9 protein-coding genes and 4 tRNA genes are annotated in these 14,192 nt (G+C 59.1%); all 13 read right to left on the bottom strand.

The window, feature by feature from the left end; genetic code table 11:
* Positions 1-111: 111 nt before the first annotated feature.
* The 13 genes from rpoC to AWB65_RS18615 all read right to left on the bottom strand — a co-directional run bounded on the left by rpoC (position 112) and on the right by AWB65_RS18615 (position 14,019).
* A complete protein-coding gene (gene rpoC, locus AWB65_RS18555; RefSeq protein ID WP_087657787.1) occupies positions 112-4,350 on the bottom strand; it encodes a DNA-directed RNA polymerase subunit beta' in 4,239 nt (1,412 codons plus the stop codon).
* A 21-nt stretch (positions 4,351-4,371) separates the two neighbouring features.
* On the bottom strand, positions 4,372-8,478 hold the full coding sequence (rpoB, locus tag AWB65_RS18560; RefSeq protein ID WP_087668528.1) for a DNA-directed RNA polymerase subunit beta: 4,107 nt from the start codon (positions 8,476-8,478) through the stop codon (positions 4,372-4,374).
* Positions 8,479-8,844: 366 nt separating this feature from the next.
* Positions 8,845-9,216: a 50S ribosomal protein L7/L12 gene (rplL, locus tag AWB65_RS18565; protein ID WP_087657785.1), complete on the bottom strand. Its 372-nt coding sequence runs from the start codon at positions 9,214-9,216 to the stop codon at positions 8,845-8,847.
* An 83-nt stretch (positions 9,217-9,299) separates the two neighbouring features.
* Positions 9,300-9,797 carry a 50S ribosomal protein L10 gene (rplJ, locus tag AWB65_RS18570; protein ID WP_087657784.1) on the bottom strand — a complete coding sequence of 166 codons (498 nt, stop codon included), beginning with the start codon at positions 9,795-9,797 and terminating at the stop codon, positions 9,300-9,302.
* Positions 9,798-10,086: 289 nt separating this feature from the next.
* Positions 10,087-10,782 (bottom strand): 50S ribosomal protein L1, encoded by a 696-nt coding sequence (rplA, locus tag AWB65_RS18575; protein ID WP_087668529.1) that lies wholly within the window; start codon positions 10,780-10,782, stop codon positions 10,087-10,089.
* Complete coding sequence (rplK, locus tag AWB65_RS18580; protein WP_087668530.1) at positions 10,783-11,214, bottom strand: 50S ribosomal protein L11; 432 nt, start codon at positions 11,212-11,214, stop codon at positions 10,783-10,785.
* A gap of 148 nt (positions 11,215-11,362) precedes the next feature.
* Positions 11,363-11,920 (bottom strand): transcription termination/antitermination protein NusG, encoded by a 558-nt coding sequence (gene nusG / locus AWB65_RS18585; RefSeq protein WP_087644061.1) that lies wholly within the window; start codon positions 11,918-11,920, stop codon positions 11,363-11,365.
* Position 11,921: 1 nt separating this feature from the next.
* A complete protein-coding gene (gene secE, locus AWB65_RS18590; RefSeq protein WP_087668531.1) occupies positions 11,922-12,302 on the bottom strand; it encodes a preprotein translocase subunit SecE in 381 nt (126 codons plus the stop codon).
* 34 nt (positions 12,303-12,336) lie between these two features.
* Positions 12,337-12,412: transfer RNA gene (locus AWB65_RS18595), tRNA-Trp, on the bottom strand.
* 67 nt (positions 12,413-12,479) lie between these two features.
* Positions 12,480-13,670 (bottom strand): elongation factor Tu, encoded by a 1,191-nt coding sequence (tuf, locus tag AWB65_RS18600; RefSeq protein ID WP_087657790.1) that lies wholly within the window; start codon positions 13,668-13,670, stop codon positions 12,480-12,482.
* A gap of 63 nt (positions 13,671-13,733) precedes the next feature.
* Positions 13,734-13,808: transfer RNA gene (locus AWB65_RS18605), tRNA-Thr, on the bottom strand.
* Positions 13,809-13,822: 14 nt separating this feature from the next.
* Positions 13,823-13,896: transfer RNA gene (locus AWB65_RS18610), tRNA-Gly, on the bottom strand.
* A gap of 37 nt (positions 13,897-13,933) precedes the next feature.
* A tRNA-Tyr gene (locus AWB65_RS18615) sits at positions 13,934-14,019 on the bottom strand.
* Positions 14,020-14,192 lie beyond the last annotated feature (173 nt).

Raw genomic sequence — 14,192 nt, forward strand, 5'->3', positions numbered from 1 at the left:
GTTGACCGATCGGACGATGGAAATAAAAAAGCCGCTCGGTGAAAACCGAGCGGCTTTTGAACGGCTGGCTAGTTGTTGGAGCCCGAATCGTCAGACCCGAGCCCCGCCAACTCACTCTGCCGGATGTTGCTGTTCTGCAGGTGCAGCTTCGGGCGTACCGAAATCGAACGATTCTTCTGCTGCGATCTGGTCGAAGCGTTCGCGATCCGACATTTCCTTGCTCTTGCGCGCCTTGTGGAACGCGAGACCGGTACCGGCCGGAATCAGACGGCCGACGATCACGTTTTCCTTCAGACCACGCAGATCGTCGCGCTTGCCCATGATTGCCGCTTCGGTCAGCACGCGAGTCGTTTCCTGGAACGACGCCGCGGATATGAACGAATCGGTCGAGAGCGAAGCCTTCGTGATACCGAGCAGCACGTTCTCGTAGGTCGCGGGGATCTTGTCTTCCGCGGCCATCCGGTCGTTCTCGTCCAGCATGTCCGAACGTTCAACTTGTTCACCCATGATGAAACGCGTATCGCCGTTATCGACGATCTGAACACGACGCAACATCTGACGCACGATCACCTCGATGTGCTTGTCGTTGATCTTCACACCCTGCAGACGGTACACGTCCTGCACCTCGTCCACGATGTAACGCGACAGCGCTTCGATACCCTGCAGACGAAGGATGTCGTGCGGATCGGCCGGACCGTCCACGATCATTTCGCCCTTGTTGACGACCTGACCATCGTGAACCAGAACCTGCTTTTCCTTCGCGATCAGGAACTCGTGCTGTTCGCCTTCGAGGTCCGTGATCACGAGACGCTGCTTGCCCTTCGTGTCCTTACCGAACGACGTCGTGCCCGTGACCTCCGCCAGAATGCCGGCGTCCTTCGGCGAGCGCGCTTCGAACAGTTCGGCCACGCGCGGCAGACCACCGGTAATGTCACGCGTCTTCTGCGCTTCAACCGGGATACGTGCCAGCACTTCACCGACCTGCACTTGCTGACCATCCTTCACGGTGATCAGTGCGCCGACCTGAAAGCCGATCTGCACCGAATGCTCGGTGTTCGGGATCTTCACTTCCTCGCCCTGCGCGTCGAGCAGCTTCACCTGCGGACGAACGCTCTTGGCGGCCTGCGAGCCACGCCGCTTCACGTCGATCACGACCAGGGTCGAAAGACCGGTCACATCGTCGATCTGCTTCGCAACCGTCACGCCTTCCTCGACGTTCTCGAACTTCACCGTACCGCCCCACTCGGTGATGATCGGACGCGTCAGCGGATCCCATTGAGCCAGTTGCGTACCGGCCTTGATCTGCGCGCCGTCGAGTTGCAGCAGCGTCGCGCCGTACGGGATTTTGTGACGTTCACGTTCACGACCCAGGTCGTCGGCGATGATCGCCTCGCCCGAGCGCGAAATGACGACCTGCTCGCCCTTCGCGTTCGTGACGTAACGCATCGTCGGCGTGAAACGCACCGTGCCGTTGCTCTTCGCTTCAACCGACGATGCCACCGCCGCACGCGACGCCGCACCACCGATGTGGAACGTACGCATCGTGAGCTGCGTGCCCGGTTCGCCGATCGACTGCGCCGCGATCACGCCAACTGCTTCGCCGACGTTCACGCGCGAACCACGACCCAGGTCGCGGCCATAGCAGCTCGCGCACAGGCCATAACGTGTTTCGCAGGTGAGCGGCGTGCGCACGCGTACTTCGTCGATGCCGAGGCGTTCGATTTCCTCGACCGCGTCTTCGTCGAGCAGATCGCCCGACGCATACAGCGTTTCCTGCGATTCCGGATTGACGACGTCCGCCACCGCGACGCGACCGAGAATCCGGTCACGCAGCGCTTCGACGACTTCACCGCCTTCGACCAGCGCCTTCATCGCGACGCCATTCGTCGTGCCGCAATCGTCCTCGACCACGACCAGATCCTGCGTCACGTCGACGAGACGACGCGTCAGGTAACCCGAGTTCGCCGTCTTGAGCGCCGTATCAGCCAGACCCTTCCGTGCACCGTGGGTCGAGATGAAGTACTGCAACACGTTCAGGCCTTCGCGGAAGTTCGCCGTAATCGGCGTCTCGATGATCGAGCCGTCCGGCTTCGCCATCAGGCCACGCATACCGGCCAGCTGACGAATCTGCACCGCGGAACCGCGCGCGCCCGAGTCGGCCATCATGTAAATCGAGTTGAACGATTCCTGCTTCGTCTGGTTGCCGTCGCGATCGACCACCGGCTCCGTCGCGAGCTGCTCCATCATCGCCTTGCCGACCGCTTCCGACGTCGCCGACCAGATGTCGACCACGTTGTTGTAGCGTTCCTGCGCAGTGACGAGACCCGACATGTACTGACGGTCGTATTCCTTCACCTTCTTCGCGGCATCGCCGACGATCGTTTCTTTCTGCGGCGGCACGAGCATGTCGTCGACGCAAATCGAAATGCCGGCGCGCGTCGCGAGACGGAAACCCATCTGCATCAGCTGGTCGGCGAAGATCACCGTTTCGCGCAGACCGCACTTGCGGAACGCCGTGTTGATCAGGCGCGAAATTTCCTTCTTCTTCAGCGGCTTGTTCAGGACCGTGAACGGCAGGCCCGGGGGCAGAATCTCCGACAGGATCGACCGGCCAACGGTGGTCGCGAACAACGAGATCTTCGGCACGAACTTCGGCGCGCCTTCGCTCTGGTCTTCGTTATGGACCATTTCCGTGATCCGCACGTTGACGCGCGATGCCAGCTCGACTTCCTTGTTCTCGTACGCGCGAATCACTTCCGACACGCCCGTGAACGTCATGCCTTCGCCCTTGCCGTTCACCGCTTCACGCGATGCATAGTAGAGACCCAGCACGATATCCTGCGACGGCACGATCGACGGATCGCCGTTCGCCGGGAACAGGACGTTGTTCGACGCCAGCATCAGCGTGCGCGCTTCCATCTGCGCTTCCAGCGACAACGGCACGTGAACGGCCATCTGGTCACCGTCGAAGTCGGCATTGAACGCCGCGCAAACGAGCGGATGCAGCTGAATCGCCTTGCCTTCGATCAGCACCGGCTCGAAAGCCTGGATGCCGAGTCGGTGCAACGTCGGCGCGCGGTTCAGCATGACCGGATGTTCGCGAATGACTTCTTCGAGAATGTCCCACACCACCGGCGTCTGGTTCTCGACTTCCTTCTTCGCTGCCTTGATGGTCGTAGCGACGCCCATCACTTCCAGCTTGTTGAAGATGAACGGCTTGAACAGTTCGAGCGCCATCAGCTTCGGCAGGCCGCACTGATGCAGCTTGAGTGTCGGACCGACCACGATCACCGAACGGCCCGAATAGTCAACGCGCTTACCGAGCAAGTTCTGACGGAAACGGCCGCCCTTACCCTTGATCATGTCGGCGAGCGACTTCAGCGGACGCTTGTTCGCGCCCGTCATCGCCTTGCCGCGACGACCGTTGTCGAGCAGCGAATCGACGGCTTCCTGCAGCATCCGCTTTTCGTTGCGGACGATGATTTCAGGCGCCTTCAATTCGAGCAGACGCTTCAACCGGTTGTTACGGTTGATCACGCGGCGATACAGGTCGTTCAGGTCCGACGTCGCGAAACGGCCGCCGTCGAGCGGCACGAGCGGACGCAGTTCCGGCGGGAGCACCGGCAGCACTTCGAGCACCATCCAGTCGGGCTTGATGCCCGAACGCTGGAATGCCTCGAGCACTTTCAGGCGCTTCGCGTACTTCTTGATCTTCGCTTCCGAACCCGTGTTCTTGAGTTCGGTGCGCAGCATTTCGACCTGTTCGTCGATGTTGATCGCGCGCAGCAGTTCGCGCACACCTTCCGCGCCCATCTCGGCGCGGAACTCGTCACCGTACTCTTCGACCTTGTTGTAGTAATCCTCTTCCGTCATGATCTGCCGCGCTTTCAGCGGCGTCATGCCCGGGTCGATCACCACGTATGCCTCGAAATACAGTACGCGCTCGATGTCGCGCAGCGTCATGTCGAGCACCATGCCCAGACGCGACGGCAACGACTTCAGGAACCAGATGTGCGCAACCGGCGAGGCCAGTTCGATGTGGCCCATCCGTTCGCGACGCACCTTCGCGAGCGTCACTTCGACGCCGCACTTTTCGCAGATCACGCCGCGGTGCTTCAGGCGCTTGTACTTGCCGCACAGACACTCGTAGTCCTTGATCGGCCCGAAAATCTTCGCGCAGAACAGACCATCGCGTTCCGGCTTGAACGTGCGGTAGTTGATGGTTTCCGGCTTCTTCACTTCGCCGAACGACCACGAACGAATCTTGTCGGGCGAGGCCAGACCGATCTTGATCGCGTCGAATACTTCTTCTTGTTGGACTTGCTTGAATAGATCGAGCAGAGCTTTCATTGCTTTCTCTCCGTAGTCCGATTAGTTGCGGTCGAGGTCGATGTCGATACCCAGCGAGCGGATTTCCTTCACGAGCACGTTGAAGGATTCCGGCATGCCTGCATCGATCACGTGATCGCCCTTCACCAGGTTCTCATAAACCTTGGTCCGGCCCGTCACGTCGTCCGACTTCACCGTCAGCATTTCCTGCAGCACGTAGGACGCGCCATACGCTTCGAGCGCCCACACTTCCATCTCACCGAAACGCTGGCCACCGAACTGCGCCTTACCACCCAGCGGCTGCTGCGTGACGAGCGAGTACGGTCCGGTCGAACGTGCGTGCATCTTGTCGTCGACCAAGTGGTGCAGCTTCAGGTAATGCATGTAGCCGACTGTCACGGTCCGTTCGAACGGTTCGCCCGTGCGGCCGTCGCTCAACTGAACCTGATTCTTCGACTTCGTCATGCCGAGTTGCTTTGCGATGTCGTCCGGGAACGCCAGATCCAGCGCGCGCTCCATTTCTCCTTCCGTCGCGCCGTCGAACACCGGCGTCGCGAACGGCACGCCTTCGCGCAGATTACGCGCCAGCTCGACGATTTCGTCGTCGCTGAAGCTTTCCAGCTCTTCGGCACGGCCCGACTCGTTGTAGATCTTCGTCAGGAAACTACGAAGTTCCTCGATCTTCGCCTGCGCCTGCAGCATTTCGCCGATACGCCATCCGAGGCCCTTCGCAGCCCAGCCCAAATGCACTTCGAGAATCTGACCCACGTTCATCCGCGACGGCACGCCGAGCGGATTGAGCACGACGTCAGCCGGACGGCCATCGGCCATATACGGCATGTCTTCGATCGGCACGATCTTCGACACGACACCCTTGTTACCGTGACGGCCGGCCATCTTGTCGCCCGGCTGCAAACGGCGCTTCACCGCCAGATATACCTTGACCATCTTCAGCACGCCCGGCGGCAGTTCGTCGCCTTGCGTCAGCTTCTTGCGCTTCTCTTCGAACGCGAGGTCGAACTGGTGACGCTTCTGTTCGATCGAGTCCTTTATGGCTTCGAGCTGCGCGGCTGCTTCTTCATCAGCCAGGCGGATGTCGAACCAGTGATAGTGGTCGAGATCTTCCAAGTACGGCAGATCGATCGCCGTGCCCTTCGCCAGCTTCTTCGGACCGCCGTTCGCGATCTTGCCGTTCAGCATGCGCGCGAGACGCGAGAACGCGTCGCCTTCCACGATGCGCAACTGGTCGTTCAAGTCGAGGCGATAGCGCTTCAGTTCGTCGTCGATGATCTGTTGCGCGCGCTTGTCCCGCGTGATGCCTTCGCGAGTGAACACCTGCACGTCGATTACCGTGCCGCTCATGCCCGACGGCACGCGCAGCGACGTATCCTTCACGTCCGACGCCTTCTCACCGAAGATCGCGCGCAGCAGCTTTTCTTCCGGCGTCAGTTGGGTTTCACCCTTCGGCGTCACCTTGCCGACCAGCACGTCGCCCGCTTCGACTTCCGCGCCGATGTACACGATGCCCGACTCGTCGAGACGGCCAAGCTGCACTTCGGCCAAGTTCGAAATGTCGCGCGTGATTTCTTCCGGTCCGAGCTTTGTGTCACGAGCCACGACGTTCAGTTCTTCGATGTGGATCGACGTGTAACGGTCGTCCGCCACGACTTTTTCCGAGATCAGGATCGAGTCTTCGAAGTTGTAGCCGTTCCACGGCATGAACGCGACCAGCATGTTCTGACCGAGCGCGAGTTCGCCCAGATCGGTCGATGCGCCATCGGCCAGCACGTCGCCACGCGACACCTTGTCGCCGACCTTCACGATCGGACGCTGGTTGATGTTCGTGTTCTGGTTCGAACGCGTGTACTTGATCAGGTTATAGATGTCGACACCGACATCGCCCGCGACCGCTTCGTCGTCGTTCACGCGAATCACGATACGGCCCGCATCGACGTAATCGACCACGCCACCGCGAAACGCCTGCACCGTGGTGCCCGAGTCGACCGCAACCGTGCGCTCGATACCCGTACCAACCACGGCCTTTTCAGGACGCAGGCAAGGCACGGCCTGACGCTGCATGTTCGAGCCCATCAACGCGCGGTTCGCGTCGTCGTGCTCGAGGAACGGAATCAGCGATGCCGCCACCGACACGATCTGCGACGGCGCCACGTCCATGTACTGGATGCGGTCCGGCGTGACCATCAGCGTTTCGCCCGCTTCACGCGACGAAACCAGTTCATCGGTCAGCGTGCCGTCTTCGCCCATGGCGGCATTTGCCTGAGCGATCACGTAACGGCCTTCCTCGATCGCCGACAGGTAATCGATCTGATCCGTCACCTTGCTGTCCACGACCTTGCGGTACGGCGTTTCGAGGAAGCCGTATTCGTTCAGGTGCGCGTAGAGCGCGAGCGAGTTGATCAGGCCGATGTTCGGACCTTCCGGCGTTTCAATCGGGCAGACACGGCCATAGTGCGTCGGGTGCACGTCGCGGACTTCGAAGCCCGCGCGCTCACGCGTCAAACCGCCCGGCCCAAGAGCCGAAACACGGCGCTTGTGGGTGATTTCCGACAGCGGGTTGGTTTGGTCCATGAACTGCGACAGCTGCGACGAACCGAAGAACTCGCGAATCGCCGACGAAATCGGCTTCGAGTTGATCAGGTCGTGCGGCATCAGGTTTTCGCTTTCCGCCTGGCCCAGACGCTCCTTCACAGCACGTTCGACACGCACAAGACCGGCGCGGAACTGGTTCTCCGCCAGTTCGCCGACGCAACGCACGCGACGATTGCCCAAGTGGTCGATGTCGTCCACTTCGCCCTTGCCGTTACGCAACTCGACCAGGATCTTGATGGTCGCGAGGATGTCGTCGTCCTGCAGCGTCATCGGTCCGATGATTTCATCGCGCCCCACGCGGCGATTGAACTTCATGCGGCCGACCTTCGACAGGTCGTACGCGTCTTCACTGTAGAACAGACGGTTGAACAGCGCCTCGACGGCTTCTTCGGTCGGCGGTTCGCCCGGACGCATCATGCGGTAGATCGCGATGCGCGCGGCCATGCGGTCGGCGGTTTCATCGATACGCAGCGTCGACGAGATGTACGGACCCTGATCCAGATCGTTCGTGTAGAGCGTCTGAATGTCCTTGACCTTCGCCTCGCGCAGCTTTTCGAGCACCGTTTCGGTGATTTCGTCGTTCGCGTTCGCGATCACTTCGCCCGTCTCGCCATCGACGACGTTCTTCGCCAGCACGCGGCCAAGCAGATAGTCTTCCGGAACCGAGATGAACTTGGTCTTCGCGCTTTCGAGGTCGCGGATGTGCTTCGCGTTGATCCGCTTGTCCTTCGTGACAATGACGTTGCCTTCGCGGTCCTGGATGTCGAAACGCGCGACTTCACCGCGCAGGCGTTCCGGCACGAATTCCATCTGCGCGCCTTCGTTCATCAGCGCGAAGTTGTCGAACACGAAGAAGTTCGCGAGGATCTGTTCCGGCGTCAGGCCGATGGCCTTCAACAAAATCGTGACCGGCATTTTCCGGCGACGATCGACGCGGAAATACAGTACGTCCTTCGGGTCGAATTCGAAGTCGAGCCACGAACCGCGGTAGGGGATGATCCGCGCCGAGAACAGCAGCTTGCCCGAGCTATGCGTCTTGCCCTTGTCGTGCTCGAAGAACACGCCCGGCGAACGGTGCAACTGCGACACAATCACGCGTTCCGTGCCGTTGATGACGAATGAGCCGGTTGGCGTCATGAGCGGAATTTCGCCCATGTACACTTCCTGCTCCTTCACTTCCTTGACGACGGGCTTGCTCGGCGATTCCTTGTCGAGCAGCACGAGGCGTACCTTGGCGCGCAAGGCGGAGCAATAGGTCAGGCCGCGCTGTTGGCATTCCTTGATGTTGAACGCCGGCGGAGAAAGCATGTAGCTGACGAATTCGAGTCGCGCGAAACCGTTGTGCGAGACGATCGGAAAAACCGACGAAAAAGCGGCTTGCAAGCCTTCCGATTTCCGTTGCGTCGCGGAGGTGTCTGCTTGCAGAAACGTCGTGAATGATTCAAGCTGGGTAGCCAGCAAGAACGGAACTTGGTGAACGATGGGGCGCTTCGCGAAACTCTTGCGAATACGCTTCTTCTCGGTGAAGGAATATTGCATACGATCTCCGAATCACGGCGGGCGTTGCCGAGGCGGGATACCTCGATGACACGACCCGGTGTTCACCGACTGAGACTCGTGAGTCGCCCTGCGAGGACGAACGAGCCCTAGAAGCTTGGTGGTTGGCCGCTACCAACCGCTGGCTGACGGCAGCGGATGCCTGTGTTGCCCGCTACCCGACCAAACTTGCCTTCTGCAGTCGCTTCAGAAGACAAAGAGAAGTATCGGCATGATATTCCGATCGACAATTCTCTTTGGCCTCTAGGCAGACTTTTTTGCCAAAACCGGCCATTAATAACTTAGTCCGCACAAAGCACAAAAAGGCCGGCGGTGCGAACCGCCAGCCTCCGCAAAGCGCAGTGAAACTTACTTGATTTCAGCTTTTGCGCCTGCTTCTTCCAACTTCTTCTTCGCTTCTTCAGCAGCAGCCTTCGGTACCGCTTCCTTCACAGGCTTCGGTGCACCGTCGACCAGGTCCTTCGCTTCCTTCAGGCCGAGACCCGTCAGTTCACGAACAGCCTTAATGACCGAAACCTTGTTCGCGCCGATTTCTGTCAGGTTGACCGTGAATTCGGTTTGTTCTTCAGCAACTGCAGCTGCAGCGCCTGCAGGGCCAGCGACAGCAACTGCTGCAGCCGACACGCCGAACTTCTCTTCGAACGCCTTAACTAGCTCGTTCAGTTCCAGAACCGACATCGAGCCTACGGCTTCGAGGATGTCTTCTTTTGCGATTGCCATTTGAAATACTCCTAGATTGAATTCGGATCGAGCTAGCGATCTAGCTAATACCTAACTGAGCAACTGGTGCCCAAGTGAATACGTTACGCAGCTTCGCCCTGCTTCTTCTCCGCGAGCGCGGCGAGGCCACGCGCGAAGCCAGCAACAGGCGCTTGCATAACATAAAGCAGCTTGGAGAGCAGTTCTTCGCGGCTCGGGATGTTGGCCAACGCTTGCACGCCCGCCTTGTCCATCACGTTGCCTTCGTAGGAACCAGCCTTGATGATCAACTTGTCATTGCCCTTGCCGAAGTCGTTGACGACCTTGGCTGCGGCAATGGCATCTTCTGAGATGCCGTAGATCAGAGGACCGGTCATCTGCTCAGCCAGCGGAGCGAACGGCGTACCTTCCACGGCGCGACGCGCCAGCGTGTTTTTCAACACGCGGAGATACACTTGTTGCTCGCGCGCTTTCGCGCGCAGCTTGGTCAGATCGCCAACCGTGATCCCACGATACTCAGCGAGCACCATCGTCTGAGCCTTCGCGACTTGCGCGGCGACTTCAGCGACGACTGCCTGCTTACTTTCTTTGTTCAGTGGCACGGTTAAACCTCCAGATTCGATGCGCCGACTTGGCACATCGCGTTCAACAACGGCGTCCGACCTGTTAGGAGCATTTCGATCAGCTGGTGCACACCGTCCGGTGTACGACAACCGACTTCAACCACTACAAAACTTTCCGGGTTCGCCATCTGCGTTGGCATTCATTAAGGTCACGCCTACCTAATGCGTCACCACCAACGGTCTTTGACAACCGGCTGTAGCTCAAACACCTGAACCACAGCCGCCCAAAGCCCTTCACGCACGGCCAGTCGGCCATGCGCACAATTCTTTACTGCGCGAGCGTGCCTTGATCGACGCGCACGCCGACACCCATGGTGCTCGACAAGGCGATCTTGCGCAGGTACACGCCTTTGCTGGTCGCCGGTTTGGCCTTTTGAAGGGCTTCCACCAGTGCCGACAAGTTTTGACGCAGCGATGCCGGCTCGAACGAAGCACGGCCGATCGTCGCGTGGATGATACCGGCCTTGTCGACACGGAATTGAACCTGACCCGCCTTGGCGTTTTTCACAGCCTGGGCGACGTCGGCGGTAACCGTACCGACCTTCGGATTCGGCATCAGGCCGCGCGGACCGAGAATCTGACCGAGCGTACCAACGACGCGCATCGTGTCCGGCGAAGCGATCACGACGTCGAAGTTCAGGTTGCCGGCCTTGACTTGCTCAGCCAGGTCTTCCATACCGACGATCTCTGCACCAGCAGCACGGGCCTGCTCGGCCTTTTCGCCTTGGGCGAATACGGCAACACGAACGGACTTACCGGTACCAGCCGGCAGAACGACCGAACCGCGAACCACTTGGTCCGACTTTTTGGCGTCGATGCCGAGCTGCACCGCCACGTCGATCGATTCATCGAACTTGGCGCTTGCGCATTCCTTGACGAGGTTCAGCGCATCGTCGACGGGATAAAGCTTCTGGCGGTCGACTTTGGTCGCGAACGCTTGAAGACGCTTAGAAAGCTTAGCCATTTACACGCCCTCCACGGTGATGCCCATCGAACGGGCGCTACCAGCGATCGTACGAACCGCTGCGTCCAGATCCGCTGCCGTCAGGTCAGGCAATTTGGTCTTTGCGATTTCTTCCGCTTGTGCGCGGGTGATGCTGCCGACCTTATCGGTATGCGGCTTTGCCGAACCCTTGTCGATCTTGGCCGCCTTCTTGATCAGAACGGTGGCCGGCGGCGTCTTCATGATGAACGTGAAGCTCTTGTCCGCAAATGCCGTAATGACGACCGGCACCGGCAGACCCGGCTCCATCGCTTGAGTCTGCGCGTTGAACGCTTTGCAGAACTCCATGATGTTCAGGCCACGCTGGCCCAGTGCCGGACCGACCGGCGGCGACGGGTTGGCTTTACCTGCAGGGATCTGCAGCTTGATAAAGCCGATGATTTTCTTTGCCATGTTGAAAACCTCTGCTGAACGCAATAGCGTTCGGTGAGTGATAGCGCGCTTTTGCCGAGAACGGCTACTGACGCTCCTCAACGGTCATAACGCGGACCGTAAGCGCGAATTGCGCGCCGTGCTTACGCCCGCCGCGCAAAATTTAAAGCTACAGCTTTTCCACCTGCCCGAACTCTAGTTCAACCGGAGTCGATCGTCCGAAGATGGTCACAGACACGCGAACTCGAGACTTCTCGTAGTTCACTTCCTCGACGTTTCCATTGAAGTCAGTGAATGGGCCATCCTTAACGCGGACCATCTCGCCCACCTCGAACAACGTCTTCGGGCGCGGTTTTTCGACGCCTTCCTGCATCTGAGACATGATCTTTTCGACTTCCCGAGGGGAAATCGGGCTAGGGCGATTTCGCGCCCCGCCGACGAAGCCCGTAACCTTGGCCGTATTTTTTACCAAGTGCCATGTCTCGTCCGTCATTTCCATCTCGACCAGAACATAGCCGGGAAAGAAGCGACGCTCAGTCACTGACTTATGACCACCCTTCACCTCAACGACCTCTTCGGTCGGAACCAGGATTTGGCCAAATTGATCCTGCATGCCGGCGCGTTCGATGCGTTCCTGAAGCGCCCGCTGCACGCTCTTCTCCATGCCAGAGTAAGCGTGCACAACATACCAACGTTTTCCGCTCGGGGATGTCGGAGTATCGCTCATATCATTTCCAACCCAGAATCACCGAGAAAATCATCCATTCTATCGACTTATCGCTAAGCCAGAGAAAGATGGCCATGATCAGTACGAAGGCGAAGACCACCAACGTTGTCTGCGTTGCTTCCTTGCGAGTCGGCCAGACAACCTTACGAACTTCCTTGTACGAATCCTTGGCGAAGGCAATGAACCCCTTCCCCGGCGCGGAGAGCAGACCGACCGCGACTCCCGCGATAACGCCGATAGCCAACGCGGCGCCGCGAACGTACCACTCCTGGCTACCGAGCCAGAAGAAACCCACGAACCCGGCCAATACCAACAATACGCCCGCGGCCACCATCAACTTGTCGCTGGAAGTATTTACAGTTTCGACGGAAGGATTCGCCATAACACCTTGAACAGCGCCACTTGGCGCGAGAATGTGGCAGGGGCAGAGGGAATCGAACCCCCAACCTTCGGTTTTGGAGACCGACGCTCTGCCAGTTGAGCTATACCCCTAAACCATTTGGGGCCGACGGTATCGCCGACCCCGAAAACTATCGATTATCGAGAAAATTTCTGGCTTTTACTCGAGAATCTTCGCAACGACACCAGCGCCGACCGTACGGCCGCCTTCACGGATGGCGAAGCGCAGGCCTTCTTCCATCGCGATCGGGTTGATCAGCTTCACCGTGATCGACACGTTGTCGCCCGGCATGACCATTTCCTTGTCCTTCGGCAACTCGATCGAACCGGTCACGTCCGTCGTACGGAAGTAGAACTGCGGGCGATAGTTGTTGAAGAACGGCGTGTGACGACCGCCTTCGTCCTTCGACAGAACATACACCTCTGCCGTGAAGTGCGTGTGCGGGTTGATCGAACCCGGCTTGGCCAGAACCTGACCACGCTCGACGTCTTCACGCTTCGTGCCGCGCAGCAGGATACCGACGTTATCGCCCGCTTGACCCTGGTCGAGCAGCTTGCGGAACATTTCCACGCCCGTGCAGGTCGTCTTCACCGTCGGCTTGATACCGACGATTTCGATTTCCTCACCGACCTTCACCACGCCACGCTCGATACGGCCCGTCACCACCGTGCCGCGACCCGAGATCGAGAACACGTCTTCCACCGGCATCAGGAACGCGCCGTCAACTGCACGCTCCGGCGTCGGGATGTACGTGTCCAGTGCGTCGGCCAGGTTCATGATTGCCACTTCGCCCAGCTCGCCCTTGTCGCCTTCCAGCGCGAGCTTGGCCGAACCCTTGATGATCGGCGTGTCGTCGCCCGGGAAGTCATACTTCGAAAGAAGCTCGCGCACTTCCATTTCGACGAGTTCGAGCAGTTCGGCGTCGTCGACCATGTCGCACTTGTTCAGGAACACGATGATGTACGGCACGCCAACCTGACGAGCCAACAGAATGTGCTCACGCGTTTGCGGCATCGGGCCGTCAGCGGCCGAACACACCAGGATCGCGCCGTCCATCTGCGCGGCACCCGTGATCATGTTCTTCACGTAGTCGGCGTGGCCCGGGCAATCGACGTGTGCGTAGTGGCGGTTGGCCGTTTCGTACTCGACGTGCGCCGTGTTGATCGTGATACCACGCGCCTTTTCTTCCGGCGCCGCGTCGATCTGGTCATACGCCTTGGCTTCGCCGCCGAACTTCTTGGTCAGCACCGTCGTGATCGCTGCCGTCAGCGTGGTCTTGCCATGGTCAACGTGACCAATCGTTCCAACGTTCACGTGCGGCTTGGTCCGCTCGAATTTACCTTTGGCCATTTTCGACTCCTAACAGGATTTTCGTACCTTGCGCCGCGCGCAAACGCTCTAAACTTATTTTGCTGGTGCCCATGGGCAGGATCGAACTGCCGACCTCTCCCTTACCAAGGGAGTGCTCTACCACTGAGCCACATGGGCGCGACCATTGACGCTGGAGCGGGTGAAGGGAATCGAACCCTCGTCATAAGCTTGGAAGGCTTCTGCTCTACCATTGAGCTACACCCGCACGGGCCTTGATTCCCTACGCACTACCGCTTTAATTCTGGTGGAGGAGGTTGGATTCGAACCAACGTAGGCGTAAGCCAACAGATTTACAGTCTGCCCCCTTTAGCCACTCGGGCACCCCTCCGCAGAGAACTATCGATTATGAACGAACAATGTTCTTGTGTCAAGCCGAACATTCGATCTGGCTCGATTAATCCTCTCATCTATAGCTGCACGCCGCAACGCAAAAACCCCACTTTTGGGGTGGGGTTTTTGTTTGAGGCATGAGGAGCCTGACGATTACCTACTTTCACACGG

Origin of the sequence: Caballeronia humi (assembly GCF_001544475.1) — a bacterium.
In the GTDB taxonomy this organism is placed as follows: Bacteria; Pseudomonadota; Gammaproteobacteria; order Burkholderiales; family Burkholderiaceae; genus Caballeronia; species Caballeronia humi.

Excerpts from the sequence above, each read along its gene's own strand:
- rpoC (WP_087657787.1), bottom strand. The coding sequence starts at position 4,350 with ATGAAAGCTCTGCTCGATCTATTCAAGCAAGTCCAACAAGAAGAAGTA.
- rpoB (WP_087668528.1), bottom strand. The coding sequence starts at position 8,478 with ATGCAATATTCCTTCACCGAGAAGAAGCGTATTCGCAAGAGTTTCGCG.
- rplL (WP_087657785.1), bottom strand. The coding sequence starts at position 9,216 with ATGGCAATCGCAAAAGAAGACATCCTCGAAGCCGTAGGCTCGATGTCG.
- rplA (WP_087668529.1), bottom strand. The coding sequence starts at position 10,782 with ATGGCTAAGCTTTCTAAGCGTCTTCAAGCGTTCGCGACCAAAGTCGAC.
- rplK (WP_087668530.1), bottom strand. The coding sequence starts at position 11,214 with ATGGCAAAGAAAATCATCGGCTTTATCAAGCTGCAGATCCCTGCAGGT.
- nusG (WP_087644061.1), bottom strand. The coding sequence starts at position 11,920 with ATGAGCGATACTCCGACATCCCCGAGCGGAAAACGTTGGTATGTTGTG.
- secE (WP_087668531.1), bottom strand. The coding sequence starts at position 12,302 with ATGGCGAATCCTTCCGTCGAAACTGTAAATACTTCCAGCGACAAGTTG.
- tuf (WP_087657790.1), bottom strand. The coding sequence starts at position 13,670 with ATGGCCAAAGGTAAATTCGAGCGGACCAAGCCGCACGTGAACGTTGGA.